The following is a 25,548-nucleotide window of genomic DNA, read 5'->3' as shown; positions in this document are numbered from 1 at the left end:
TGTATTAGGCACGCCGCCAGCGTTCGTCCTGAGCCAGGATCAAACTCTCCATAAAAGTGTTTGATATAGCTCACTTCCACAGGATGTGGTGGCTTCAATGTTGCGATTGTCGTCGCGTTCTTAATCGAAGATCCTTCATCACTGTGACGTTTTTAAAACATTGACGAGATATCATGCATCTCATTTATTTCGCTTGGCTTTTTGTTCAGTTTTCAAAGAACTTTTTTTGTCGTTGTCAGCGACAAGAATTATATCTTATCACGATAGCAACATTTAATCAACAACTATTTTTTGTAATCTATTTCATTTGTTGCATTAGTTGTCTTGTTGAAGCGACAAATATTAATATAACAAATTTATTAATTAATAGCAATACCTTTTTAGTTAAAAATAGTGGTAACTTCGTTAACATAGTAGAAAGGATTTGGACATAGACATTAAAATACAAAATGTAAAGAAGGAGTGAATACACCCCAAACCATCCTTTCAGCTAGTTTCTATACACTGATAGGGATAATAACCCAGAGGTACCTTCTGTGTTTTATTTCTTCTCTTCATCTTCAAGTTCTACTTTCTTCCCCCCAACAGATAGATAGGAATACACTTCTGCACCTTCCTTTATTTTTTGTAAACCTTTAAGGTATGGCTTTACTAGGTCCTTAAAGTCTTCATAAACACCTTCATTCTCTAACTGACCATACACATATACTTTTTTTTCATCAATTATATAAGCCAAATAACCTACTGCTTTTTCTTCTCGATCAACAATATTCAATACTTGTGCATCTTCTTTACTTAATTCAGGTGAAAAATAAATATCCATTATAGTTCCTCCAAACATGTTTTCATTTAATAGAAGACTGTTAATTGCCAGACACTAAAATAACAACTTAATTTCAATTGTAAAGTAACCATCTTTCTATAAACTCCCTTACAAAGTACTACTGTAATAAGCCTAATAACAACGTAATGGTTAAGATACTCACTAATGTTGTTACTAACGTTATACTAGAAACGAGCTTAGGCTCAGAATCAAATTGAACAGCATACATTACGATCGTCGCTGCAGATGGCATAGCTGCAGAAACGATAAGAACCTTTGTTAGGAGAGGGTCAATTGGCAGAATTAATGTAATCCCATACGCAATTAAAGGGGACAGTATTAACCGGACCACGGTTCCGTATGTAATTTTTCCCCATTCAAAATTACCTAACTCAATCAAGGCTAGTTGCATTCCTAAGATGATCATTACGGTAGGGACAGTTGCTTCAGCAATAATATGAACGGTTGCCATTAAGTTATCAGGAACAGACACATCTAATGTTTTAGCTAGTAAGGCAATAATAACTGCATATGTAGCCGGCATTAAAAAAACAGCCTTCATTGCAATTTTTATCCCTTCATTTCCTCTGGCTGCATAATAAACCCCAAAGAAGTTCATAACGATCGCTTGCAGTACTAAGAAAGTAACCGAATAATCGAAGCCTGCTTCACCGTAAGCAAATAAAATAATTGGCGCCCCATAATTGCCTGAATTCATAAAAGCGGTAGAAAGGATTAGTCCTCCTTCTGTTGACTGAGGATATTTCATTAAAAATGAATACACTTTATTAATAAGAATTAAGGCAACTAAAAGCAAAACAGAAAAAATGACCATATAAAAATACTGCATATCTAACTGAGCCGTATAAAAGGTACGAAAAACTAAACAAGGTGTCATAATATAAATAGCGACTTCTGAAACTGCTGGAATTTTAATTTTCCGCCATTTCTGTACGAGAAAGCCAATGAGGAAAACTAGAAGAACAGGTAAAACTACTTCAAAAAATATAGTCACCCTACTCCCCCCAATCAGAACAACTATTCCCCCCTAGAATAGACAAACACCACTCATTGAAAAAGAGAAGAATAATGTTCAGTACTTATTGGATACTTCTATTCTTTAAAAAAGAGGCGGCTTTCTTCATCCGCCTCTTTTCCACTGTAAACTAAGCTTGTGTTAAATAATTTACAACAGCTTGTACAGCTTCTTCACTATCCTTACCTACAGCTTTAACAGTAATGGTATCCCCGTTTTGCAGGTTCATTGTAATTAACCCTAAAAAACTTTTTAAATTGACTTCAATAGGATTACCACGTAACAACTTACGCAAATAAATTTCAGATTGAAAGGGTTGAATTATTTTACTTAATTCAATGATCGTTCGATCCTCACTTAAGTTAATCGTAATCTCTTTAAAACTGATATCGCTCATATTTCGTTCACCCCAATTCTCTTATCTTAATTCAAGAACATTAATGATAGTTGTGGAATGAAAATTATGATGAAAAGGGCAAAAAGCATCACTAGGAAAAACGGAATAATCGCTCGAGAAATGGCTTCGATCGATAAACCTGATATCCCTGAACCAACAAAAAGGTTTACACCTAATGGTGGTGTGATAAAACCAATGGCTAGATTAACGATCATTAAAATTCCAAAGTGGATCGGATCATAGCCAATATTTATTGCAATCGGCAGAAGGATTGGTGTTAAAATAATTATCGCTGCCAACGTATCCATAAAACATCCGACAATTAATAACAAGAGTGTAATTAATAAGATAATAACAATCGGATTTTCTGAAAAATTCAACATGGCTTGAGCCACTTGGTTTGGAATTTGTTGCACTGTTAATAATCGTCCGAAAGCTGTTGCCGTCCCGACAATTATTAAAATTGTAGCTGTTGTAAGTGCAGCATCAATAAATACTTTGGGCATCTCTTTAATTTTTAATTCACGATACAATAACATTCCTGCAATTAAACCATAAACAACTGCAATAACTGCAGCCTCTGTCGGTGTAAATATACCACCATAAATACCACCAAGGATAATAATCGGAACGAGTAATGCCCACTTCGCTTCCCAACTTGCCTTTAAAAACGTCATAAATGAAAATTTACCTTCTGTTCCACGATAACCTTTCTTTCTCGAATAAAAGTAGGCATAGCCCATGAGGGCAAAACCTACAAGTAAACCAGGAACAATCCCTGCAATAAATAAATTACCAATGGAAACACCACCGACAACCCCGTAAATTACCATAGGAATACTCGGCGGTATGATAACACCTAATGAACCAGCTGCAGCGACAACTGCTGTTGAAAATCGTTTATCATAACCTTGACGAACCATAGCCGGTATCATTATGCCACCAATTGCTGCAACTGTTGCAGGTCCTGACCCAGATATAGCGGCAAAAAACATACACGTAATTATAGTCGCAATTGCAAACCCGCCTGTTTTGTTTCCTACAATCGTATTCGCTACTCGGAATAAGCGGTCAGAAACTCCACCTTTACCCATAATTTCACCAGCTAATATGAAAAAAGGTACTGCCATTAAAGGAAACGAATCAACAGAAGTCACTAGACCTTGAGCAAGAAACTCAACAGGTAAAGAGCCGGTATATACAATTGTTACTAATGTTGCTAAACCTAGTGCTATCCCAATAGGAACGCTTAAAAGCAGGAAAAGGGCAAAGCTTCCAAATAGTACACCTGCTGCCATATCAATACCCCTTTATAATTTATTCTTACCTCTTTCAACATCTTCTTCTATATCTTGTATATCAAGCAGTCTCTCTTGTTCTGTCTTTACATCAAATTCTTCTTTCCCTAGTAACGACTTCACCTGTTTTATCAGTTGTTGGATTAACCGTATAATCGTTAAACCCATACCAATTGGCGTTGCCATATATACGAGTCCCATCGGTAGCTGAAGAGCTGGTGACCGCTGCCCCCAGGCTAACAACCTTGAAGCAATATCATACCCATAATAAACGACGAAAATCGCAAATCCTAAAAATAATAAGTTCGCAATGATATTTAAAATGATCTTCCCTTTATCCTTGAGTAATAAGAGCATGACATCGACTTTAATGTGACGTTGTTTCTTTACTCCATAGCTAATTCCAAGATAAACTAACCAAATAAAGCAATAACGCGCCAATTCTTCAGACCAAGCAAGGGAAGCTTCCATGACATATCTCATAAAAACTTGCATTGCAATAACTACAACCATAATCATAGAAAAAATAACGAGGAACACTTCCTCGATATGCTCATTTAGCCACCTTACTACAAACACTAAGCACCCCTCACTTTTTATGTTTCATTATTAGTTACTTTTTATTATTGAAGATCCTCAAAACTATATACCTTATTGGGAGATCATTAGCTATGTAAAATAGTTTTATGGTGCTAAGATATATACTTTTATGTTTCTTCATTGAATGAAGAGAATTAAGGGACTTGAAAAAGCTTCTTATTCAAGTCCCTTTACTTCGGATGGACTAATCTTCTTGTGCTTCCCGTATTGCTTCGTATACTTGATCAACAATATCTTGACCGATGCGTTCAGCATATTTATCTAATATAGGCTGAACAGTATCAATCATTTCTTGGCGCGCTTCTGCATCAATTTCTGTGTAAGTCATACCAGCTTCTTGTAAATCATCTAAATATTGGGCATTTGCTTCACGATTTAATTGACGTTGATGTTGACCAGCTTCTCTAGCTGCCTCGCTTACAATTTCTTGTTCTTCTTCTGTCAGTGAGTCATAGAATGTCTTTGACATTAAGAAAACAAACGGGCTATAAATATGATGCGTGTTAGAAATGTGGTCTTGAACTTCATGAAATCCTTGTAAATATATAGTTGCTACAGGGTTTTCTTGACCATCTACAGCACCTTGTTGCAATGCGGTAAATAACTCAGTGAAAGCCATTGGTGTCGGGTTTGCACCTAAAGCACGAAACGCTTCAAGGTGAAGTTCATTTTCCATCGTACGAATGGATAACCCTTGCATATCTTCCATTGATGCCACTGCCCGACGTGCATTTGTTAAATCACGGAAACCATTTTCCCAATAAGCAAGCCCGACTAAATTTTGATCTTCTAACTTATCTAACATCATTTGACCTACTTCACCATCTAATACTTCATCGGCCACTTCATTACTAGGAAATAAGAATGGGAAGTCAAATACAGTAAACTCTTGAACAAAACCTGCAATTGGTGCAGTAGATGGAACAGTCACTTCTTGAGTACCAAGTTGCAGTGCTTCCATCATCGACCGGTCATCCCCTAATTGACCACTGTGATACGTTTCAACGACAATCGATCCATCAGTTCTTTCCTCAACCAACTCTTTAAACTTGAGTAAACCTAAGTACTGAGGATGCTGATCATTTAAACCAATACCAGCACGGATTGTTCGTTGTACACCAGGTGCTTCTTCACCTGCTGTCCCTTCTCCTGCATCTGGCTCAGCTGGCGCTGTCCCACAAGCAGCAGCTACAAAAAACAATGTGAAAATAAAAAGCGTTGTAAAAATTGTTTTGAAGTAATTCACCCGTAATACCTCCTGTTTTTTCTTTATGATGAACTTTAGATTTCATCCAGCGGCAGTAAATACTAACCTTTTGCTTTTGAGTTTTTGAACTTATAAGTTCGCAAATTCACTTTTCTTATTTTGATTTAGGAAAGGAATATTATGCATTTCTACTAAAGAAATTATAGAAATTTGGTATTTCCTTTCAATCCGGATACAATGATTGAAATTGCTAATATTAAGGGAGATAAGTACTTCTCTTATATAGGGGTTGAGCTTTTTAACTGAAAGGAAGAACGTATCGTGGATTATGTTATTGGACTAGATATTGGCACAACAAGTGCGAAAGCTGTTCTTTTTACGAGAAATGGGAAAGTGAAAGCAGAAAGTGAAGAAACCTATAATGTCTATCACCCTCAACCATCATGGGTTGAGCAAGATCCTGACGAGATAGAAAAAGCTGCAAAAAAAGCGCTTAAAACCATTGTTGAAGCAGGAGTAACTTCTACTGATCAAATTATCGTTGTAGGAATTTCTTCAGCGATGCACTCTCTTATTTGCATGGACGATCAAGGAAACGCCATTTCACCTTCCATTACATGGGCCGATGGAAGAAGTGTTCACCAAGCAGAAACAATCAAGTCAACAAGTGGGCTTGATATTTATATGAAAACAGGAACACCGATTCACCCAATGTCACCATTAATAAAATTAATCTGGATGAAAGAAACCAATTTCCCCCCTTACCTAGAGGCGAATAAGTTTATTTCAATAAAAGAGTACTTAATCAAGAAATGGTTTAATCAATATATTGTCGACTATTCAATTGCTTCTGCAACAGGAATGTTTAATGTACATACATTCGAATGGGATGAACAAGCCTTAGCAATGACGGGTATTCAAAAAGAACAGCTTTCAACACCTGTTCCCCCAACTCATGTATTAGAAGGGCTATCAAGTAAAGTCGTAGAGGAAACTGGATTAAGCTTGGATACTAAGTTTGTCATTGGGGCAAGCGATGGACCTCTTGCAAACCTCGGGATAGGGGCAATTAATTCAGGGGATGTTGCCATTACAGTTGGTACAAGCGGAGCTATCCGGCAAATGGCAAGTAAACCCCAAACCGATGAGTTACAAGAGATCTTCTGTTATGGTTTAACGAGAGACTCTTGGATCATGGGCGGGCCTACAAATAATGGAGGGATTGTCCTCCAGTGGTTAAAGGAGATTGTTGGTGAGCATCAAGTTTACCTAGCGCAAAAAGATGGAAAAAGTGCTTATGAACAACTTGTTCAACTTGCTAAGACAGTCAACCCTGGGGCTAACGGATTACTGTTCTTACCTTATTTAAATGGAGAGCGTGCCCCGTATTGGGATGCAAATGCTAGAGGGAGCTTTATCGGATTAACATTAGCTCATAAAAAGGAACACCTTATTCGTGCAGGAATGGAAGGAGTCACCTTTAGTTTACTATCAGTAAGTGAAGCACTTGAAAGACTTGCTGGCCCTACAAAAAATATCTTCGCAAGCGGTGGGTTTGCACGATCTCCACTCTGGCTTCAAATTTTAGCAGATGTTTTTGGACAAGAAGTTCAAGTTCCTAAAAGTCATCAAAGTTCTGCCTGGGGTGCTGCTTGGATGGGACTCGTGGGAGTAGGAGAAGAAAAATCTCTGAAAGATATAAAACAGTTTATTCCAATGGAAACATCTTATTTACCGAGCGAAGAAAATCATAAAGTTTATCAAACCCTCTATCACACATTTAAAAATCTTTATATTTCACTTCAACCTCATTACAAAACGATAAGTGATTTTCAAAGACGTCATTAGAGGCATACTTGTAACTTATCAATAATAACGAGCACCTAACAATAACTTTCCGTTTCTATTCTATCGGCTGAAATTAGGGCTGGCAGTTTGGAAAATTTAAAACCACTAGGAATATCATTCCTAGTGGTTTATTCAATATTCTCTTACTTTTCCTCACCTTTACACTTCTCGCGCTTTCCTAACGGCCTCTACAAATGATTTGGAGTTTTGCGTTAATTCTTCGAAAAATTCGTCAGTCATTTCTTTTTTTGTGTTTACAAGTGCGCTACCTAGACCTACAGCCACGGCACCCTTTTGAATATAGTCCGCAACATTATGTAAATCGATCCCGCCTGTAGGCATCAACGGAATGTGCGGCAGAGGTCCATGTACATCCTTTAGATATCCCGGACCGTATATGTTGGCGGGAAAAACTTTAATTACGTCCGCACCATGTTCATACGCTGTTAGAATTTCCGTTGGAGTTAATGCTCCAGGGATGCTAATAACACCATATCTTTTCGTTAAACGAATCGTTGCTTCGTTTACAGTTGGAGAAAATATAAATTGAGAGCCAGCGAGAATTGCTGCTCGAGCTGTCTCCGGATCAAGAACTGTACCGGCACCAACAATTAAATCTGGGTATTCCGTACGAACCGACTCAATTAAAGTCATAACCTTTGGGGTCTCAACTGTTATTTCTAATGTTTGTATTCCACCTTCTTGAAGAGCTTTAGCAATATGTAAAATATTTTTAGGGTCAGCACCACGAATAATTGCCACAACCCCATTTTCTTTTATCCTATCTAGGTAACCCATAAGTGATAACCTCCATTATCGATTGACATCATCTTTGTCTGTCTCATTTATGAATAACTCTAAGTCACGTTTATCAGGTAAACCTTCCACATCACCGTTTACCATTGCGACCATAGCACCTACACCGTTACCTCGTCTTACAGCATCATATAAAGAAAGTCCATCTAACAGTCCTGATAAAAATCCACTACAAAAACCATCTCCTGAGCCAACTGGGTCAATAACCTTCTTTACTGTAAAACTCGGAACAAATTCTTTCTTTTCTCTTGTAAAGTATTGAGCACCTCTTGGTCCCAACTTTAAAACACAGGTTGTTGGACCATCTTCCAAGAAGTGTTCTCCTAAATGTTGCGGATTGTCTACTCCATATAAAAATTTCCCTTCAGCGATCCCAGGGAGAACAATATCACTTTCCTTTACGAACTCAAGTAGAACCTGTCTCGCTTTTTCTTCATTCCATAATGTTTTTCTCAAATTCGGATCAAAAACAACGGTTACTCCGTTTTTCTTTGCTAGATGAACAGCCTCTTTTAACATTTCATAACAACTATCACTCAAAGCTGGTGTAATTCCAGTAATATGAAGATATTTTGCTTGAGCAATATATTCTTCGTTCAAATCATTCTTAGACATTCTACTCGCGGCAGAGTTTTTACGATAGTAAAGTACCCTGACATCGTCTTCGCGCCGTAATTCCTTAAAATAAATTCCTGTCTGTGCACTTCTTTCGACTTGAACTTCACTAACATCAACACCTTCACCTCGAATAAATGAGACCATTGCTTTTCCTAATTCATCGTCCCCTACTCGGCTAATCCACCCCGAACGATGCCCTAACCGGGTTAACCCAATAGCTACATTTGATTCAGATCCACCAAACTTACGAGAGTAAGTATGAGCATATCTCATCAATCCTGAAGTTTCTGGTGTAAAAAGTGCCATTGTTTCACCAATTGTTACTACATCCATACTCTGAACTCCAATCCTTTTTTTATGTTATACCATTTCAAGTTGATCTTTCCTTTATAGTTTTAACGTTCTTTAACCTATCTATGAATGTTTCTTTTTTACTAAAAAACAAAAAAACATAACCCCACGGATTATGTTTTATAAAACTATATTTTTGTGCTATTCTCCGGGTCTTTACATAACCGCATGCTTTGTTGAAAAGTTATGATAAACGTTGTCCCCTGTTCACTCGTATCAATTTCAATATTAGCACGATTCCTTGCCGCGATACTGTAACATATCGCTAAACCTAAACCTGTCCCTTTATCTTTTGTAGTAAAAAAAGGTGTACCAATATTTTTTAGTACGTCTGGTTCAATACCTGGGCCATCATCGATAATTTTTAATATCGCTTTGTCACTTTCAACATAAGTTCGGATCGTAAGTTGTCCACCTAAAGGCATCGCCTCTAGCCCATTTAGAGCGATATTTAATATGAGTTGCCTGATTTCTTTTTCGTCAATGAATAATAGCGGGCAGTCTTCTAAATCTAAGTTGACATGTTTATTTCCTAACATCCCTTCAGCCTGCAATAATGGGTGTAAAGCATAAATAATGTCATTTAAATTTTCAAGACGAGGATCTGTTGCTTTATCTTTTGCTAATGCAAGAAATTCGGTGATAATTCCATTAGCCCTTTCTAATTCACCTATCATCAAGTCAATATACTCGATTGGGGTAGGATATTCTTGTTGTTTTTTCGAAAGTTGTAAAAAGCCAAGTACTGTCGTCATCGGATTACGTATTTCATGAGCAATCCCAGCTGCCATTTCACCAACTAAATTCAATCGATCTAAACGAGTAATTTCTTTTTGCATTTTGACCGACTCTGTAATGTCAGTTATGACACTTATAATACAGGGATGACCGTTGATATAGACTTGTTCGGTAGAAAGTAGACCATCTCTTGTTTCGCCGTTCTTCGTTACGTATGTTACTTGTTCATTGTATAACCCATCATGTAAATCTAAAGAGTGTGTACCATTAGTAAACTCCTGTGTAGCATCAGGTTTAAAATGTAATAAGTTATCAAGTACACCTTCTAGTTCTTCTAATTCATAACCGGTGACCTCAGACCATATTTTATTTACTTGCAAGTACTTTTTATCATATAGGGACCGGATTGCCATCAAGTTTGGGCTGCAATGAAAGATTTTCCTGAAACTTTCTTGAGAAACTTGTAATTCTTCATTTGCTAAAAGTAACTCTTTAGTTTTATCAGCGATAATCACTTCTAAGTTCATATACTTTTGCTTTAGGTCGGCGGTCTGCCTTTCTAATTCATTTCGTTGTACTTCAATCTCTTTTCTATTTCTATATATTTCGACAAACGCCTCTACCTTACTTCGTAACAAAGTCGGATTAAATGGTTTAAAGATATAATCCACTGCACCCGTTGAGTAACCTTTAGAAACGTGTTCAGACGCTTTGCTTAAGGCAGTAATAAAAATAATTGGGATATGCATCGAAGTTTTTCGTTGTTTTATTAATTCAGCAGTCTCAAATCCATTCATCCCTGGCATTTGTACATCTAACAAAATAACAGCAAAATCATACTGTAGGACATATTTTAAAGCTTCTTCCCCGCAATCAGCTTTAATAAGATTATAGTACGGTGACGCAAGAACGGCTTCAAGTGCAATAAGGTTTTCAGGTCGATCATCTACTAACAATATATCTACTTTCTCCCCATTCACCATATCTTTTATCCCTCAATTTCCTTTAAAGTAGTTTTATGTTTTTCGGTAATCATGTCTAGAATTTTGGTTGAGGCCAGCGGTAGCGTTTTTAGGCGTGCCTTTAATATATATCTTCTCATCCCTATCAACTTCTTGATAGAAGTGTGAGGTGTCACCACTAGTTAGTGTCTCTTTATTGCCTAAACCTAAAAAACCACCATCACTTAAACTATGAAAAAAAAGATCATAAACTCTATTTTTCAATGAAGTATTAAAATAGATTAACACGTTACGACAGATGATCACATGAAATTCATTAAAGGAATGATCAGTGACTAAGTTATGGTGGGCAAATACGATATTTTTCTTGAGCATTGGCTGCAAGAGGACATAATCATGGTGGGCTGTATAATATTCTGAGAATTCCTTGAGCCCTCCAGCTTGCTGATAGTTTTTCGTATACACTTGCATATAACTCAACGGTATTCTTGCTTCTCTCGCCTTTTCTAAAATATCTTCGTTCATATCAGTAGCATAAATTTTTGTTTTATCATATAGCCCTTCTTCAAGTAACAAGATGGCCATTGAATATGCTTCTTCCCCCGATGAACATCCTGCATGCCATATACGAATGAACGGTAAGTCACGTAAAGATGGAATTACTTTTTCTCGGAAAGATTTAAAAAAGCTTGGATCACGAAACATCTCTGTCACATTTATAGATAAGTCGTTTAGAAAACATTTTAAGACGACTGGGTCATGCAGCACTTTCGATTGTAATTCGGAAATAGTGTTAAGTTGCTCAGCACGAACCCGGTGCCATACTCTTCGTTTTACGGAAGAGTATGCATAATTTCTAAAATCAAATCCATAATGACGATATATACCTTCTAGCAATAGTTCAATCTCTATTCTTTCCACATCTAAATCTGCGTCTTCTGAAGTAAATGCCATTGTCATTCATTTCCTCACTTATATATCCATACTTTGATTAGGGAAAGCAGCTGTTCCATATTTACCGGCTTACTTATATAGTCTGAAGCACCAGCTAAAATACATTTTTCTTTATCGCTTTTCATCGCTTTTGCCGTTAATGCGATGATTGGAAGTTCCTGAAATTCATCCACTTCGCGGATCCGCTTCATTGCTTCATATCCATCCATTTCTGGCATCATTATATCCATAAGTACAATGTCAATTGACCTGTCACTATTTAAAATTTCAAGAGCCTCTCTCCCGTTTTCAGCAAACAACACTTTCATATTCTGCATTTCAAGAGCTGTTGTTAATGCAAATACATTCCGCATATCATCATCGACAACGAGTACCACTCGATCTTCAAAGGCTTCCTTTTGCTCTTCATTTACAACAGGTGTCTCAATCTTTTCTAGTTCTGTATGGTGATTAGACTCTACAATTAGTACATTATTTTCCTTGGTTGCAGCAACTTCTTCCATTACCGATTGTTGGATCTCTGAAAGCTCGTAATAATCTGGTATGTGAAGACTAAAAGTACTTCCTTTTCCTTCAACACTTTCAATCGTTACATAACCACCTAATAGTTGTGATAATTCACGAGTGATTGACAAACCAAGACCTGTCCCGCCATATTTTCTGCTCGTTGTTCCGTCCCCTTGGAAAAACGCTTCAAAAATATCTTGTTGCTTACTTCTCGGGATACCAATTCCAGTATCAACGACTGAAAAGACAATTTTTGACCTAACGTCTTCTCTTCCTTTACTTAATCGAAGTTCAACTGATCCTTTTTGTGTGAATTTAAATGCATTGGACAATAAATTTTTTAAGATTTGTTTTAAGCGTTGATCATCCGTAAATATTATCTTTGGTGCATCCTCTGCAAGGGTAATTTTAAAATTCAAGCCTTTTTGACGTGCAACAGGATTAAATTGCCGCTCAACAAAGCTTTTCACATCATTTAAAAGCACTTGTTCAGGATAGATATCTATCTTCCCTGATTCGATTTTTGATAGATCAAGTATATCGTTGATTAGATCAAGAAGATCACTTCCTGAAGAATGGATCGTTAAAGCATACTCAATTTGTTTTTCTGTTAAGTTCCCTTCTCCATTTTCAGAGAGAATTTGCGACAAAATTAACATACTGTTAAGAGGGGTTCGAAGTTCATGAGACATATTAGCCAAAAATTCTGATTTATATTTCGAGCTTAATTCTATGCCACGATTTTTCTCTTCCAAGTCCTTTTTGATTTTTTCCAACTCTTTTGTTTTTTCATCTGAAGTTTTATATTGCTCATGTAACTGTTCATTTGTAAGTCTAAGTTCTTCTTGTTGCTGCTGAAGCTCTTCTGATTGAGTTTGCAGCTCTTCAGTTAGTGTTTGTGACTCGGTCAATAGTTTTTCAATTTGCATATGATTTATTATTCGATTTATAATTGCCCCGGATGATTCACTAACTTGCTTTAATAGTTTTAATTGTAAAGAAGTGAACCTTTCAAATTTAGCTAATTCTAAAACCCCTAGAACTTCATCTTCTATTTCTATTGGAAGAAGTACTAAAGAAGTTGGAGCCGACTCTCCTAAACCTGATTTGACCGATATATAATCTACTGGGAGTTTATCAATCTTTAAGATCTTATTATCTAGTGCGCATTGTCCTACTAGTCCTTCTCCAATTTTAAATGTTCCTTCTCCAACTTTTCTATTTTCGCTTAATGCATATCCTGCAATTTGTTTTAGTTCGCCTTCTTCTTTTAAATAAACTGTACCATACGTAGCCTCAACGGAAGATGCCACTTTTGAAATGAACATTTCACCAAACCGTTCAATATTCTGCAAGCCCTGGAATTTAGTCATAATCTCTGCGTACTTTGTTTTAATCCAATTCTCATTTTCAAGGTACTTCTTTAAATCTTTTTCTTGCTTAGAATAATCCTCTAGAGCATGGGCCATTTCATTGTACGCTTTTGCAATATCACCTATTTCATCCTTAGATATAACCTCAATACGTGGTAAATCTTCATTTACATGTCCTGGGACGCTCGTTATTACATCTCGAACTTGATAGATGCTCTTTGTAATACTACGAACGACAGAAATTGTAATTCCAATAACAATAATTGCGGCAACTATAAAGAGTGAAAATAAAAAAATCACCGTATTCCGAAAATCACTCTCAATACTTGCTAATGCTGTATTCATTGCCTTTTCTTCTATTTCATTAAGACGATCAAACCCTGTAACGATTTGGTTTCTCATATCACGATTATCATCAATTAATTCCCTTATCCCTAGTTGATTATTTCCTTCTAAAGTATGTTCAATCGCCCGACCAACAACTGCAAAATAGGCGTTACTTAAATCATGTAATGTTGAAACGATTTGCTTACTTTCTGCATTCGAATAGGGCATTACATCCAATTGAGCAAATAATTCTGTTGTATCGCTCCTTGACTTTTGGATAATACTAATATGTTCTTCAATCACGATGTCGTCACTCATCAATAGAAGCTCCCTAATTTCTCTTGCTGTCGTATTAATCTCATTTCGAAGCAATTCGATGAGTTTAACACGTTCATAGTTTTCATAAACGATGGAATTCATATTATCCTTCTGCTGATTCATCGTGTAGTATACATTGGCACTGAGTATAACAATAATGAAGAGAATGGCGCCAAATCCAAAATAAAGTTTTGTTTTAAGTTTCATCTTTTCCAATACCTTTCAAAATTAATAAAATTCATTTCAAAATTTCCACTATTATTATGGTTATTTTACTATATCGGCAACTCTGATTCTACAAAAATTACAAACAATTCTAACATTTTGTCATTTCTTATGTTTTTTATGACTTTTAAAAAAAGAGCTGACTTTATAGAGTCAGCCCCAACATTTATTATTCTTTTACTTCCAACGTCCAACTATATGGATCTTGCTGTTTCCCTGTTTGAATAGCCGTCAAAGTCTCGTAAAGTTTTTTAGCAAGTTTCCCTGTATGCCCATCATTTATAATTATTTGTTCATCATTCCATGTAAGCTCGCCCACTGGCGAAACGACAGCAGCTGTCCCTGTGCCAAAAACTTCTTCTACTAATCCTTCTTTATGAGCTTGAAAAATTTCTTCGATTGAAACTCTCCTCTCAACAACAGGAATGTTCCAATCTTTTAAAAGTTCAATAATTGACAGTCTCGTAATCCCCTCTAAAATGCTTCCATTTAAGACCGGAGTGACTACTTCTTCTCCTATTTTAAAGAACACATTCATACTTCCTACTTCTTCTATATACTTTTTCTCTACTCCATCAAGCCATAATACTTGAGAATACCCTTTATCAGTCGCTCTTTGTTGAGCAATGTAAGCTGCTGAATAATTGCCAGCGGTTTTTGCCGTTCCTGTCCCCCCACGAACAGCTCTTGTAAACTCTTCTTCTACGAAAATTTTTACAGGGTGTATACCTTCACGATAATAAGAACCGACTGGAGATAAAATAATATAAAATTGATATGTATTTGATGGGGCTAAAGAGAGATTTGGTTCAGTTGCAATAATAAATGGCCGTATATATAGAGAGTATCCCGCTGTTTTTGGTACCCACTCCTTTTCAATACGAAGCAATTCTTCTAAGTAAGTTATAACAAGTTTTTCATCTAATAGAGGGATGCTCAATCTTGCACTTGATCGGTTCATACGTTGAAAGTTCTTTTCAGGCCTAAATAATAATATACGATCATTTTCTGTGCGATAGGCTTTTAATCCCTCAAAAACAGTTTGTCCATAATGAAAAATCATTGCCGCCGGGTCTAAAGTGATTGGTTCATATGGAGTAATGCGAGGATGATGCCAACCTTTTTCTGTTGAATAGTCCATAACAAACATATGGTCTGTAAATTCCTTACCAAAAGCTAATTGTTCTTCAGCCACTCGCTGTTTACGATTCGTGTTTTTTGTAACGGTAAGATTGTGTTGTTTATTCATTCTCCCCACTCCTTTTAAATTTTTTTATAGTTGTAAATAAATATCAATTCCGACTATTATTCTAATATATACCAATTAGAAGTTTCTAGACACCCCTATCTTTCTTTTGTTCTTTATAATTGCCATTATGTATTTCACCTTTTACATAAGGACCGATCTTAAACTCTGTAATATTCACTCAAAAAAAGGCACTGTGTACAGTGCCCTAAATCGGTAATCACATTTATTATGAATCTTGTTTTAGTTTTAATAACTCACTATTAAGATTGGCCAGCTTTAATTTTATCTGCTCTGCCGTTTTTTCGTCCCCACTTTTTAATAAATCATTCAATTCTAGTAAATACTTATCAATACGACGGTAAATTTCATCTTCTTTTTTGCTTCGCTCCTCTTGCTTCTTTCTATTAATTTCTACTGTTAGTGGGACTAATTTATCAATCGTTTGAAGCATTTTTTCAGTTTTTATATCAACTTCAATGATCTCAAGAAAGGTTTTATGTTTTATCATTGTCAGTGTATGATTTCCTTCAGCTGAATAAATGTTTAAAACCATCTTACCTGAGTCAAAACCCCAAAAAATACTATAATTAACACTTAATACCCCTTTTATTAACCGATCTAATTGCTCTTTATCTAATTTTATTGAAAGGTCACTACATTGAATTCGTTTCATGGTTTCACCTCGCTACAAATTAATTCCCTCCATTTTTTATCAACTTAGTAATCCCTTACAATAAACTATTTCAAGTGCACTCTTTTTATGTTGAAAACAGAAAAAAGAGGCCTATGCGTTAGGCCTCTCTCGGTTAACCTTTAATTCCTACAAGCCACTCCTTGTAGCATTCACTACAAAGCGGATGTTCAACATGATCACTATCTTGAATAAAAGAAGCGTAATGGAAGTTAGTCTCTTCTAGTTCACCGTTACAATAAAAACATTGCTGATCCAAAGTGAACGTCTCCTTTTAGAAAGTGATATTGAATACGTACCTGAAATGAACGATGTCTTGTACGTTAGTTGTTGTTATTGTTGTTATTGTTGTTATTGTTGTTATTACGGTTGTTGAAATCTTGTGCATCGTTCTCGTTTGCAAACTCAGTGTTTACATTGTCGATGTTTAATTCGTTGTTGTTGTTGTTATTGTTGTTGTTGTTTCTGTTGTTACGGTTGTTGTTGTTGTTAGCCATGACCTACACCTCATTCTTAATTTTTTTAGTATTAGGTTGAGATCGAAGTAAAAGTAATAAAGGATATCTCCTTTTTTACTTTTGCGTCTCACTCAGTTCCCGTAGTTATTTTTCTCAAAAATCAAAACATCATACATGAAAAATTAAAAATTCCTGAGTATTTTGTCCATACCAAACAGTCTTCTTGCAAATAGAATATATTAGCGAAGACTGAGGAGGGATAATAATGGAAAGAAATCAGAACGAAATGATAGTACTTAATGAAAAAATAGATCAACTAAAACAGGAAGTGGAAGCATTATCAAGAGTTGTTGAAAAAAAAACCGATAAAAATGATGTAAAAGTAATTATAGATGAACAAATGAAGGAAAATAAGTACATGACAAATGAACAAGTTGCATTAACCGTTGATAAAATTTTGACTGAAAAAGATTTTACAACCGAAACAGAAGTGAAAAATAAAACAAAGGAAATTCACTTAAAGATTGTCAAATGGACAATTGGGACTGGACTTAGTGTTGCCGCCATCATATTAGCGTTATTAAGGGTTATATTATTATAAAAAAAATGTTTCCTTTCAAATAAGCAAAAAGGACTTCTCAACAGGAGAAAATCCTTTCTGTGAATAGAACTATTTTAATGTTTGTGAAAACACATCTTTTACTTTCGGGACAACGTACCCGCTTCCACCTTCAACATCTTCAACCATCATTAGTACAAGTAATTCAGGCTCGCTTGTGTTCATAGCAATAAACCAGCCAAACTCTTTACCATCTTCATTTTGACTTAATTTATATTCTGTTGTACCCGTTTTCCCTGCAAGCGGTATACCATCAATTTTCGCATTAGATGCCGTACCGTTTGGACTTTCGATCACTTGTGACAGGTCAGATAGAATACGATTAGCGTTGTCCTTACTTATAACGCCTTCTTTCCAAATTTCCCGGTCTTCATCCTTGAAAAGTATCGGTTTTGGAATGTTTCCTCCATTTATAAAAGCGGTATACATTAAGGACATGTGTAAAGGATTTACTAACATCTCAGCTTGACCATAGGCGGTATCTGCTAATTGAACTTCTGTTTTTATCCCGTCATTAGCAATCTGAGATGTCGTTAATGGATATTTAAAAGGAACACTTTCTTCAAATCCAAATAATTGTAAACCATCAACTACATTTTCTTCACCAAGCTCGATAGCCATTTGCGCAAAGTAAATATTATCCGAATACACGAGGGCATCGGTTAAGTCAATATCGTGATTTGGATCTTTTACACGTCTTACTTCATAATTCCCCCATGAATCGTCCTTCCGCCACCCTAAACCGTCAATCTTGTGCTTTTCATTAGGGTCCCAGCCATCCTCAAGAGCAATTGCAGCAGTTACTGCTTTTACCGTTGACCCTGGTGCGTATGCTTGAGTGAAACGATTGAGTAAAGGTCTATGTTCATCTTCACTATAGTTAGTTTCAGATACACTTCCAATTACAAACTCATTAGGGTTATATGCAGGTGCATTTACTAACGCTAAAACTTCTCCGGATGTCGGATGTAATGCCACACCAGTTCCTGCATCATTATCTTTTTTATATTGCTCATATATTGAAACTTGTACTTCACCATCAATTGTTAGTTGTAACGTCTTTCCATCAACAGCCTCTTTTTTAGCTAAGATATCCTTCTCGTTCCCGCCTTCATCTAAAATAGAAATGACTGCGCCGTTTTCACCTCTTAGTTCGTCTTCATATAAACTTTCAAGGCCAGTCCGACCAATTAAAGAATTTGAGTTATATCCCTTATCTTCATTTTTTTCTAAAAGTTCCTTTGTTATCGGCGTAATATACCCGATTAAATGAGCTGCCGCTTCTCCCAGAGGATATTCCCTTGCAGGAACGGGTAGGTATGTTACACCTTCAGAGATGGCGCGTAACTCTTTAGCAAATTCCATTTGTTCGTTTGGAACTGTTTTAACTGGGACAAATGTATCAGGTCTTACCCACGATTGATCCAGTGCTGCTTCAATCTCCTCCACAGACACGTCAATTTGTTTACTTAATTCGCTAATCGTATATTCCTCTAGCCCTTCCATACGATCTAGTACAAGCCCAATCTGAATAACCTGTCCATTCTTCGCTAAATATTCTCCATTCCGATCAACGATTTCCCCGCGTATTGGAGTTAAAGTTTTTACCCTTACTTGATCTCCCTGCTCAAGAGGTGGTAGTACCATCGCTGGTGTCCAATTGACTTTCCACTGCTTTAACTCATCTGTTTCTTCCAATTGTAAGTCAACAGCAGAATAAAAATGAAGATTACCTGTAATTGTATCGAGCTCCTGCTCATATTCAAGGATTGCTTCTGTCAAATCATCTGTTATTTCATCTTCCGGATCTCTGGTAGGTGTTGTTATCACTATATTTTCTGCTTGTATTTCACTATAGATTTTAGTATACGTTTCTACAAACTCTTCCTTAGAAATCAAGTTTTTTGCCTGTAATGAAAGAAGTTCATACATTAAATCGTAGTTCCCTTCTTCCCAATGCGTTGCAAATTCACTTAATGCATCTTCAGGTGTAGGCAGTTCTTCTGAACAACCTACTAGTAAAAACAACGTAACAAACAGTGCAATAATACCACTTATCTTCATCTGTTTACTCATTGATTTCCCCTCTCACTACTTGTATATGTACTATTGTTTATATTAACAAATTTTACAATAATTTAGGGGATTTATGGTGGAATAATTTTAAACAAAAAGATTTAACAGATAAAATATACGCAAAAAAAGCTGATTGAACCAAAAGGTAACAACCAGCAATTTTTTAGTCTTTTTTTGGTTTAGGGACAATATCGTAAATCTTGCCACTTTCAAATAGTTCAATTACTTGACCGAGCCATTCATAATAACTTCTTGCTTTTTCAAGTTTATTTCGGTCTATTTCTATAACTTCTTTTAACTTATTGTCTTCAGTTTCAGCATACAGTTCATCTAATGCATGGCTTAACTCTGTACCAGCTTCTAGATTATCATCAACAGCTGAACGCCAACGGTTTACAAATAATGAAGAAAATGATTTATACCAATCCTCTTCTGTTTGATAAAGATCTTTTCTTACTCCTTTTTGCCACACTCGTTCTACCATATCAGAGTCTAACAAATTTCGAATACCAGTACTCATGCTGGTTTTACTCATTCCAAGTTCTTTACTCATTTCATCTAAAGTTAATGGTTCATCAGCAAAAAAAACTGTTCCATATAACCGTCCTACAGAAGGAGTTATGCCATATAAATACATATTCTTTGATATCTCTTGGATAAACCGAGTACGATACTGCTCTAACTTTTTCCACTCTTCCTGTTGACTCATAGCCTTCTCCTTTTCTATCACCAATTCACACTTTACATATTAACAAAGAACGGAAAAACATAAAAGTTATGCTTTTATGTAGTATTTGTTCGTAATTGTTAGAAATATGGTGCATTCTAAAAATATACTTTGTACAGTTTAAACTTTACAAACTTTTTGAACTAAATATACGAAATATAAGGTTTGATTTGGAAAAAAATGAGGAGTATAGTTATAAAGTCAGCATTCGTTCGTTATTCGAAATGATTGAAGTAAACGTAAAGAGGTGAAATAAGATGTCAAAAATTAAGGTTGAAGAGCTTACGAAGATATTCGGCAAAAAGCCTAAACGAGCCTTAGACATGTTAAATCAACAAAAATCAAAAGATGAGATATTAAAAGAAACCAATATGACAGTAGGAGTGAATAAAGCAAGCTTTGAAGTTGAACACGGTGAAATCTTTGTAATTATGGGTCTTTCCGGTAGTGGTAAGTCGACACTTGTCCGTTTACTTAACCGACTCATTGAACCGACAGATGGAAGTGTTTGGATCGATGGTGATGATTTAGCGAAAATGGATGAGAAAAAATTACGTGAAGTACGACGAAGTAAAATGAGTATGGTATTTCAAAAGTTCGGCCTCTTTCCTTTCCGAACGATATTAGAAAATGTTGAATATGGCTTAGAGGTACAAGGCATTCCAAAGCAGGAACGAAGAGCTAAATCTCAAACTTCATTAGAGCTTGTAGGTCTAAAAGGATATGAAAACAAATACCCGAATGAACTTTCCGGCGGGATGCAGCAACGTGTTGGTTTGGCTCGTGCATTAGCGAATGATCCTGATGTTTTGTTAATGGACGAGGCATTTTCAGCACTAGATCCTCTTATTCGTAAAGATATGCAGGATGAACTCCTCGATTTACAAGAACAAATGAAAAAAACGATTATCTTTATCACTCACGATCTCGATGAAGCACTGCGAATCGGTGACCGCATTATGATTATGAAAGACGGTGCCATTATTCAAATTGGAACGCCAGAAGAAATTTTAACTAACCCAGAAAATGAATATGTAGAACGATTTGTTGAAGATGTCGATCGTTCTAAAGTTTTTACAGCTAAGCACGTTATGATGCGGCCCGAAGCAGTAAACATCGAAAAAGACGGCCCACGAGTAGCCCTTCAACGTATGAAAGAAGCTGGAATTTCAAGTATTTTTGTTACGAAACGTAATAAAGAACTACTTGGCATCGTTCATGCGGATCAAGTTTCTAAGCTTGTAAAAGAAAATACTAATAGCTTAGAAGGAATAGTCCAACAAAATGTTCCTCAAGTCACTTCTGAGACAGCCTTACATGACTTAATGGATATTGCATCTACAAGTCCAGTACCAATCGCTGTAGTCGAAGACAATAAATTAAAAGGAATTATTGTAAGAGGCGCAGTTCTTGCAGCTTTATCAGGAAGTGAGGTGAATTTCAATGGATCTATTACCGAAGCTTCCATTAGCTGATTGGATTGATAGTTTTGTAGATTGGTTAAAAAATGCAGAGTGGTTTTTCTCAGCGATTACAGGGGTCATTCGTTTTTTAGTCGATATAAATGAATTTCTACTTAGTTTGCTTCCCAGTTGGTTATTCATTTTGCTATTAACAGGGATTGCTTATTTTGTCACTAAACGAAAATGGGGCTTAGCTATCTTTATCTTTCTAGGGTTATTCTTAATCGATAATTTAGGGTTCTGGCAAGATATGTTACTTACACTGTCTCTCGTGCTAACGAGTGCAATGATTTCTGTCATCTTTGGAATTCCTCTTGGAATTTGGATGGCGAAAAACAAAGTAATTGATAGTATTTTCAAGCCTATTTTAGACTTTATGCAAACGATGCCCGCTTTCGTATACTTAATTCCCGCTGTTGTTTTCTTTGGGATTGGAATGGTACCTGGTGTCGTTGCATCTGTTATTTTTGCTATGCCTCCTACCGTTCGCTTGACGAACTTAGGAATCCGACAAGTATCGACTGAATTAGTAGAAGCTGCTGATGCTTTCGGTTCAACTCCGGCACAAAAACTTTTTAAAGTTCAACTACCGATGGCCAAGACAACCATCATGGCTGGTGTTAACCAAAGTATTATGCTTGCCCTATCAATGGTCGTTATTGCTTCGATGATTGGAGCGATGGGACTTGGTACAAAAGTGTACTATGCTGTGGGTAGAAATGATGCAGGCGGTGGATTTGAAGCAGGGATTGCTATCGTTATATTAGCGATTATTCTCGATCGTTTAACACAAAGCTTTAACAGGCAAAAAGGAACAACACATTAGCTAACGCTCGTCACTCTTTTACTAGAGTTGACATAGATAAAAAACAAAAGGAGAGGGTCAAAATGAAAAAGTATTTAAAAAGGTTAGGAATAGCTACTGGTCTATCTTTAACATTAGTAGCTGCAGGTTGCGGTTCAGAAGATGCTAGTCAAGAAGCACCAACTGGCGATAGCAATGATGATGCTGTAACAGAAGAAGTATCTGTAGGAGAGCAACTAGACTTTACTATTACAGGAATTGATGCAGGTGCTGGTATTATGGCAGCAACAGAAGCTGCTATTGAGACTTATGGTTTAGAAGACTATCAATTACAGCCTAGTTCTGGTGCAGCGATGACTAGTGCACTAGACGCAGCAATTGAAAGAGAAGAAGCTATTGTTGTCACTGGTTGGACACCACACTGGAAGTTTGCTGCATATGATTTAAAATACTTAGAAGATCCTGAAGGGGTATTCGGTGCAGCCGAAAGCATCCACACGATCGTTCGTGAAGGTTTAGATGCTGACTTACCTGAAGCGTACCAAGTATTAGATAACTTCTACTGGACACCTGATCACATGGGAGAAATCATGGTAGAAGTGAACGAAGGTGCTGAACCTACTGAAGCAGCAGCTGCTTGGGTTGAAGCTAACCAAGATATCGTTTCTGAGTGGACAAACGGTGTTGATGCAGTTGATGGCGATGCTATTACACTAGCATTCGTAGCATGGGACTCTGAAATTGCTTCTACTCACATGATTGGTGCAGTTCTCGAAACTATTGGATACGATGTAACATTAATGTCAATGGAACCAGGTCCAATGTTTACAGCTGTTGCAACAGGTAGTGCAGATGCAATGGTAGCGGCATGGCTTCCAGGTACACATAAGTCTTACTACGAAGACTTCAAAGATGACTTTGTTGATCTTGGTGTAAACCTAGACGGTGCAAAAATTGGTCTAGTTGTTCCAGCATACATGGATATTGATTCAATTGAAGACCTAAAGAACTAGAGTCTAATAATTAGAAACTATTATGAATAAATATTGAGAGGCTGGCTTATAAGTCAGCCTCTTTTTTTATAAAGAAATCTTATTCAGCGTTCCAAAACATTTACGCACGAATGAAATTACATTTTAAATCTGGGCATACTATTATTATAAAACGTTTATAAAAAACTGAAGTGATATGTCGGATGAACTAATATTTAATAATCGATTGTTTTTTCTTCCTTATCTTTTCCCTTTATTGTATTCTTAATAATGAACAATATTCTTTATTAAGAACAACGCAATATAGGAGGTTGTTTCACTTGCTTGAATATATCCATAAACATCGAAAACCATACCTCATAACCTTTTGTCTCTTTCTATTGTCATTAGCTGATGCAATATTTACCGATTTCGGTTTACGTCAAGCTTTAATTACTGAACTCAATCCCATTATGAATTCAGTCTACCACACGAGTATCTCTTTATTTTATGCTTTAAAAATCATACTGCCTGTAATGTTACTCATTTTTATCCCCTATGCCTTTTCTAATCGTTTAGTCAAACGAACATTAACTTTCGCACTTGTAATTTACTTTGGAGTATTCATTTATCATGTTGGATGGACCTCTTATGTTTTTTACGTTTTATGACCAAAAAATGTAATGTAAAGTACTTATTCTTTATACTTTAATCTCCCATCTTCAATGCTAATTTTCAAATCGTCCTGCTACCATGTGCCCTTTATTGTAAATGAACATACAATTATGTATGATAGACAAGATAATACATATCGTGAACTTCCAACAGTTTCTATACTGAACAAGTTCAATCACCAGGAAAAATTGGAGTTGAGAATGTGGCAAAAGTAGTTTTAAATCGCAAACGAAAAAAACGACTAGAACAAGGACATCCATGGGTTTATCAGAGTGAGGTCGCTTCTATTGAAGGGGACTACCAACCAGGAGATATCGTTGATGTCTACAATCATCAAAATTTCTTTTTAGCAAAAGGTTTCATTAATCCGAATTCGCAAATGATTGTTCGCATTCTGTCTTACGAAAAAGACGAAGCTATTGATCAAGCGTTCTTTTATCGAAAAGTTCAAAAAGCTTGGGCACATCGTGAGCGCTTTGTTCCAAATGTACGTTCTTGCCGTGCAATCTATGGCGAAGCGGACTTTTTACCAGGGTTGATAGTTGATAAATATGAAGACACGTTAGTCGTTCAAAATATGGCTCTAGGCATGGAAGTACGAAAAGACCTTATATTAGAGGCTTTACTTGAGGTATTTAAACCAAAAGCGATTTACCTAAGAAACGATGTATACGTCAGAGAATTGGAAGGTTTAGAACAAGAAAAAGGATTTTGGTACGGTGAAGGCCCTACTGAGATTGAAATTGAAGAAAACGGTGTAAAATATATTGTTGATATTGAAGGCGGTCAAAAAACAGGCTTCTTCTTTGACCAACGTCAAAATCGTGCAGCAATTAAACCGCTTATTACTTCAGAATCAACAGTTCTCGATTGCTTTACTCACACTGGCTCTTTCATGTTAAATGCTTGTAAATATGGCGCCAAGCACGTTACAGCCGTCGATATCTCAGACCATGCAATTACAACAGCAAAGCAAAATGCAAGCCTTAATGGCTTTTCTAATGTAGATTTTGTTGTTGCTAACGCCTTTGACTACTTACGTGATGAAGTTCAAAAAGAAACTGAATTTGATGTAGTTATCATCGACCCACCGGCCTTTGCGAAATCACGTCATGCTGTAAAAAAAGCATTACGAGGCTATAAAGACGTCAACTTAAATGGATTAAAGCTCGTTCGTGATGGAGGTTATTTTGTTACAGCCAGTTGCTCGTTCCATGTCCATGGTCATATGTTTGAAGAAATGGTTCAAGAAGCAGCATTTGATGCACGTAAAGTTCTCCGTCAAATTCATTGGAGCGGCGCAGGTTATGATCACCCTAAACTGCTTAGTGCAGAAGAAGGAGATTACTTAAAGTTTGCAATTTATGAAGTCAATAATCGTGGCTAGGTAAAACTAATTATAGTCACGAAAAAATA

Annotated in this window: 24 protein-coding genes; 7 read left to right on the top strand and 17 right to left on the bottom strand. The window is 36.3% G+C overall.

Translation table 11 applies throughout. From position 1 onward, the window contains the following. Nucleotides 1-541: 541 nt before the first annotated feature. The 6 genes from AC2VNP_RS03130 to AC2VNP_RS03105 all read right to left on the bottom strand — a co-directional run bounded on the left by AC2VNP_RS03130 (nucleotide 542) and on the right by AC2VNP_RS03105 (nucleotide 5,400). Nucleotides 542-823, bottom strand: coding sequence for a hypothetical protein (locus AC2VNP_RS03130; protein WP_486915956.1), 282 nt, complete (start codon nucleotides 821-823; stop codon nucleotides 542-544). 118 nt (nucleotides 824-941) lie between these two features. Then, nucleotides 942-1,838: an AEC family transporter gene (locus AC2VNP_RS03125; RefSeq protein WP_486915955.1), complete on the bottom strand. Its 897-nt coding sequence runs from the start codon at nucleotides 1,836-1,838 to the stop codon at nucleotides 942-944. 151 nt (nucleotides 1,839-1,989) lie between these two features. Next, nucleotides 1,990-2,256 (bottom strand): HPr family phosphocarrier protein, encoded by a 267-nt coding sequence (locus AC2VNP_RS03120; protein ID WP_486915954.1) that lies wholly within the window; start codon nucleotides 2,254-2,256, stop codon nucleotides 1,990-1,992. Between the two features lie 26 nt (nucleotides 2,257-2,282). After that, a complete protein-coding gene (locus AC2VNP_RS03115) occupies nucleotides 2,283-3,554 on the bottom strand; it encodes a TRAP transporter large permease (protein WP_486915953.1) in 1,272 nt (423 codons plus the stop codon). A 12-nt stretch (nucleotides 3,555-3,566) separates the two neighbouring features. Next, a complete protein-coding gene (locus AC2VNP_RS03110; protein ID WP_486915952.1) occupies nucleotides 3,567-4,133 on the bottom strand; it encodes a TRAP transporter small permease in 567 nt (188 codons plus the stop codon). Between the two features lie 205 nt (nucleotides 4,134-4,338). Continuing rightward, complete coding sequence (locus tag AC2VNP_RS03105; protein ID WP_486915951.1) at nucleotides 4,339-5,400, bottom strand: TRAP transporter substrate-binding protein; 1,062 nt, start codon at nucleotides 5,398-5,400, stop codon at nucleotides 4,339-4,341. Between the two features lie 282 nt (nucleotides 5,401-5,682). On the opposite strand from AC2VNP_RS03105, the gene AC2VNP_RS03100 reads away from it, so the two are divergent. Further along, the gene (locus AC2VNP_RS03100) at nucleotides 5,683-7,209 is read left to right on the top strand and encodes a gluconokinase (RefSeq protein ID WP_486915950.1); all 1,527 of its coding nucleotides are present in this window, start codon (nucleotides 5,683-5,685) and stop codon (nucleotides 7,207-7,209) included. A 159-nt stretch (nucleotides 7,210-7,368) separates the two neighbouring features. Here AC2VNP_RS03100 and AC2VNP_RS03095 read toward each other — a convergent pair whose 3' ends face one another. The 9 genes from AC2VNP_RS03095 to AC2VNP_RS03055 form a co-directional block, all read right to left on the bottom strand. Continuing rightward, entirely contained in the window at nucleotides 7,369-8,007 is a 639-nt protein-coding gene (locus AC2VNP_RS03095) for a bifunctional 4-hydroxy-2-oxoglutarate aldolase/2-dehydro-3-deoxy-phosphogluconate aldolase (protein ID WP_486915949.1), read from the bottom strand. Between the two features lie 15 nt (nucleotides 8,008-8,022). Next, nucleotides 8,023-8,976 (bottom strand): sugar kinase, encoded by a 954-nt coding sequence (locus AC2VNP_RS03090; RefSeq protein ID WP_486915948.1) that lies wholly within the window; start codon nucleotides 8,974-8,976, stop codon nucleotides 8,023-8,025. A gap of 146 nt (nucleotides 8,977-9,122) precedes the next feature. Next, the gene (locus tag AC2VNP_RS03085) at nucleotides 9,123-10,715 is read right to left on the bottom strand and encodes a response regulator (protein WP_486915947.1); all 1,593 of its coding nucleotides are present in this window, start codon (nucleotides 10,713-10,715) and stop codon (nucleotides 9,123-9,125) included. 33 nt (nucleotides 10,716-10,748) lie between these two features. Beyond that, nucleotides 10,749-11,654 (bottom strand): CheR family methyltransferase, encoded by a 906-nt coding sequence (locus tag AC2VNP_RS03080; RefSeq protein WP_486915946.1) that lies wholly within the window; start codon nucleotides 11,652-11,654, stop codon nucleotides 10,749-10,751. Nucleotides 11,655-11,662: 8 nt separating this feature from the next. After that, nucleotides 11,663-14,380 carry an ATP-binding protein gene (locus AC2VNP_RS03075; RefSeq protein WP_486915945.1) on the bottom strand — a complete coding sequence of 906 codons (2,718 nt, stop codon included), beginning with the start codon at nucleotides 14,378-14,380 and terminating at the stop codon, nucleotides 11,663-11,665. A gap of 187 nt (nucleotides 14,381-14,567) precedes the next feature. Next, nucleotides 14,568-15,647: a branched-chain amino acid aminotransferase gene (locus AC2VNP_RS03070; protein ID WP_486915944.1), complete on the bottom strand. Its 1,080-nt coding sequence runs from the start codon at nucleotides 15,645-15,647 to the stop codon at nucleotides 14,568-14,570. A 226-nt stretch (nucleotides 15,648-15,873) separates the two neighbouring features. After that, on the bottom strand, nucleotides 15,874-16,320 hold the full coding sequence (locus AC2VNP_RS03065) for a hypothetical protein (RefSeq protein WP_486915943.1): 447 nt from the start codon (nucleotides 16,318-16,320) through the stop codon (nucleotides 15,874-15,876). A 133-nt stretch (nucleotides 16,321-16,453) separates the two neighbouring features. Continuing rightward, nucleotides 16,454-16,597: a hypothetical protein gene (locus AC2VNP_RS03060; protein ID WP_486915942.1), complete on the bottom strand. Its 144-nt coding sequence runs from the start codon at nucleotides 16,595-16,597 to the stop codon at nucleotides 16,454-16,456. Nucleotides 16,598-16,661: 64 nt separating this feature from the next. Further along, complete coding sequence (locus AC2VNP_RS03055; RefSeq protein ID WP_486915941.1) at nucleotides 16,662-16,835, bottom strand: hypothetical protein; 174 nt, start codon at nucleotides 16,833-16,835, stop codon at nucleotides 16,662-16,664. Nucleotides 16,836-17,061: 226 nt separating this feature from the next. Here AC2VNP_RS03055 and AC2VNP_RS03050 point away from each other — a divergent pair, with 226 nt between their 5' ends. Then, the gene (locus tag AC2VNP_RS03050) at nucleotides 17,062-17,397 is read left to right on the top strand and encodes a hypothetical protein (protein ID WP_486915940.1); all 336 of its coding nucleotides are present in this window, start codon (nucleotides 17,062-17,064) and stop codon (nucleotides 17,395-17,397) included. Nucleotides 17,398-17,466: 69 nt separating this feature from the next. Here AC2VNP_RS03050 and AC2VNP_RS03045 read toward each other — a convergent pair whose 3' ends face one another. Both AC2VNP_RS03045 and AC2VNP_RS03040 read right to left on the bottom strand, forming a co-directional pair. After that, nucleotides 17,467-19,491 (bottom strand): penicillin-binding transpeptidase domain-containing protein, encoded by a 2,025-nt coding sequence (locus AC2VNP_RS03045; RefSeq protein WP_486915939.1) that lies wholly within the window; start codon nucleotides 19,489-19,491, stop codon nucleotides 17,467-17,469. A 163-nt stretch (nucleotides 19,492-19,654) separates the two neighbouring features. Then, the gene (locus AC2VNP_RS03040; RefSeq protein ID WP_486915938.1) at nucleotides 19,655-20,200 is read right to left on the bottom strand and encodes a GbsR/MarR family transcriptional regulator; all 546 of its coding nucleotides are present in this window, start codon (nucleotides 20,198-20,200) and stop codon (nucleotides 19,655-19,657) included. A gap of 275 nt (nucleotides 20,201-20,475) precedes the next feature. Here AC2VNP_RS03040 and AC2VNP_RS03035 point away from each other — a divergent pair, with 275 nt between their 5' ends. The 5 genes from AC2VNP_RS03035 (at nucleotide 20,476) to AC2VNP_RS03015 (ending at nucleotide 25,519) form a co-directional block, all read left to right on the top strand. After that, nucleotides 20,476-21,693: a quaternary amine ABC transporter ATP-binding protein gene (locus tag AC2VNP_RS03035; protein WP_486915937.1), complete on the top strand. Its 1,218-nt coding sequence runs from the start codon at nucleotides 20,476-20,478 to the stop codon at nucleotides 21,691-21,693. Then, nucleotides 21,662-22,507 carry an ABC transporter permease gene (locus tag AC2VNP_RS03030; protein WP_486915936.1) on the top strand — a complete coding sequence of 282 codons (846 nt, stop codon included), beginning with the start codon at nucleotides 21,662-21,664 and terminating at the stop codon, nucleotides 22,505-22,507. Before AC2VNP_RS03035 ends, AC2VNP_RS03030 begins: the two co-directional genes overlap by 32 nt. Before the next feature lie 62 nt (nucleotides 22,508-22,569). After that, nucleotides 22,570-23,499 carry a glycine betaine ABC transporter substrate-binding protein gene (locus AC2VNP_RS03025; protein WP_486915935.1) on the top strand — a complete coding sequence of 310 codons (930 nt, stop codon included), beginning with the start codon at nucleotides 22,570-22,572 and terminating at the stop codon, nucleotides 23,497-23,499. Between the two features lie 299 nt (nucleotides 23,500-23,798). Continuing rightward, nucleotides 23,799-24,128, top strand: a complete 330-nt coding sequence (locus tag AC2VNP_RS03020; RefSeq protein WP_486915934.1) for a DUF5658 family protein — start codon at nucleotides 23,799-23,801, stop codon at nucleotides 24,126-24,128. A 206-nt stretch (nucleotides 24,129-24,334) separates the two neighbouring features. Continuing rightward, nucleotides 24,335-25,519 carry a class I SAM-dependent rRNA methyltransferase gene (locus tag AC2VNP_RS03015; protein WP_486915933.1) on the top strand — a complete coding sequence of 395 codons (1,185 nt, stop codon included), beginning with the start codon at nucleotides 24,335-24,337 and terminating at the stop codon, nucleotides 25,517-25,519. Nucleotides 25,520-25,548 lie beyond the last annotated feature (29 nt).

This window comes from Alkalihalobacterium sp. TH-98 (genome assembly GCF_057473385.1).
This window is presented reverse-complemented; position numbering and strand designations above follow the sequence as displayed.

Bases quoted from the DNA above. Each gene is read 5' to 3' on its own strand.
- AC2VNP_RS03065 (WP_486915943.1), bottom strand. From the start codon at position 16,320: ATGAAACGAATTCAATGTAGTGACCTTTCAATAAAATTAGATAAAGAG.
- AC2VNP_RS03030 (WP_486915936.1), top strand. From the start codon at position 21,662: ATGGATCTATTACCGAAGCTTCCATTAGCTGATTGGATTGATAGTTTT.
- AC2VNP_RS03080 (WP_486915946.1), bottom strand. From the start codon at position 11,654: ATGACAATGGCATTTACTTCAGAAGACGCAGATTTAGATGTGGAAAGA.
- AC2VNP_RS03090 (WP_486915948.1), bottom strand. From the start codon at position 8,976: ATGGATGTAGTAACAATTGGTGAAACAATGGCACTTTTTACACCAGAA.
- AC2VNP_RS03050 (WP_486915940.1), top strand. From the start codon at position 17,062: ATGGAAAGAAATCAGAACGAAATGATAGTACTTAATGAAAAAATAGAT.
- AC2VNP_RS03085 (WP_486915947.1), bottom strand. From the start codon at position 10,715: ATGGTGAATGGGGAGAAAGTAGATATATTGTTAGTAGATGATCGACCT.
- AC2VNP_RS03070 (WP_486915944.1), bottom strand. From the start codon at position 15,647: ATGAATAAACAACACAATCTTACCGTTACAAAAAACACGAATCGTAAA.
- AC2VNP_RS03040 (WP_486915938.1), bottom strand. From the start codon at position 20,200: ATGAGTCAACAGGAAGAGTGGAAAAAGTTAGAGCAGTATCGTACTCGG.
- AC2VNP_RS03130 (WP_486915956.1), bottom strand. From the start codon at position 823: ATGGATATTTATTTTTCACCTGAATTAAGTAAAGAAGATGCACAAGTA.
- AC2VNP_RS03025 (WP_486915935.1), top strand. From the start codon at position 22,570: ATGAAAAAGTATTTAAAAAGGTTAGGAATAGCTACTGGTCTATCTTTA.
- AC2VNP_RS03115 (WP_486915953.1), bottom strand. From the start codon at position 3,554: ATGGCAGCAGGTGTACTATTTGGAAGCTTTGCCCTTTTCCTGCTTTTA.
- AC2VNP_RS03035 (WP_486915937.1), top strand. From the start codon at position 20,476: ATGTCAAAAATTAAGGTTGAAGAGCTTACGAAGATATTCGGCAAAAAG.
- AC2VNP_RS03045 (WP_486915939.1), bottom strand. From the start codon at position 19,491: ATGAGTAAACAGATGAAGATAAGTGGTATTATTGCACTGTTTGTTACG.
- AC2VNP_RS03095 (WP_486915949.1), bottom strand. From the start codon at position 8,007: ATGGGTTACCTAGATAGGATAAAAGAAAATGGGGTTGTGGCAATTATT.
- AC2VNP_RS03075 (WP_486915945.1), bottom strand. From the start codon at position 14,380: ATGAAACTTAAAACAAAACTTTATTTTGGATTTGGCGCCATTCTCTTC.
- AC2VNP_RS03055 (WP_486915941.1), bottom strand. From the start codon at position 16,835: ATGGCTAACAACAACAACAACCGTAACAACAGAAACAACAACAACAAT.
- AC2VNP_RS03120 (WP_486915954.1), bottom strand. From the start codon at position 2,256: ATGAGCGATATCAGTTTTAAAGAGATTACGATTAACTTAAGTGAGGAT.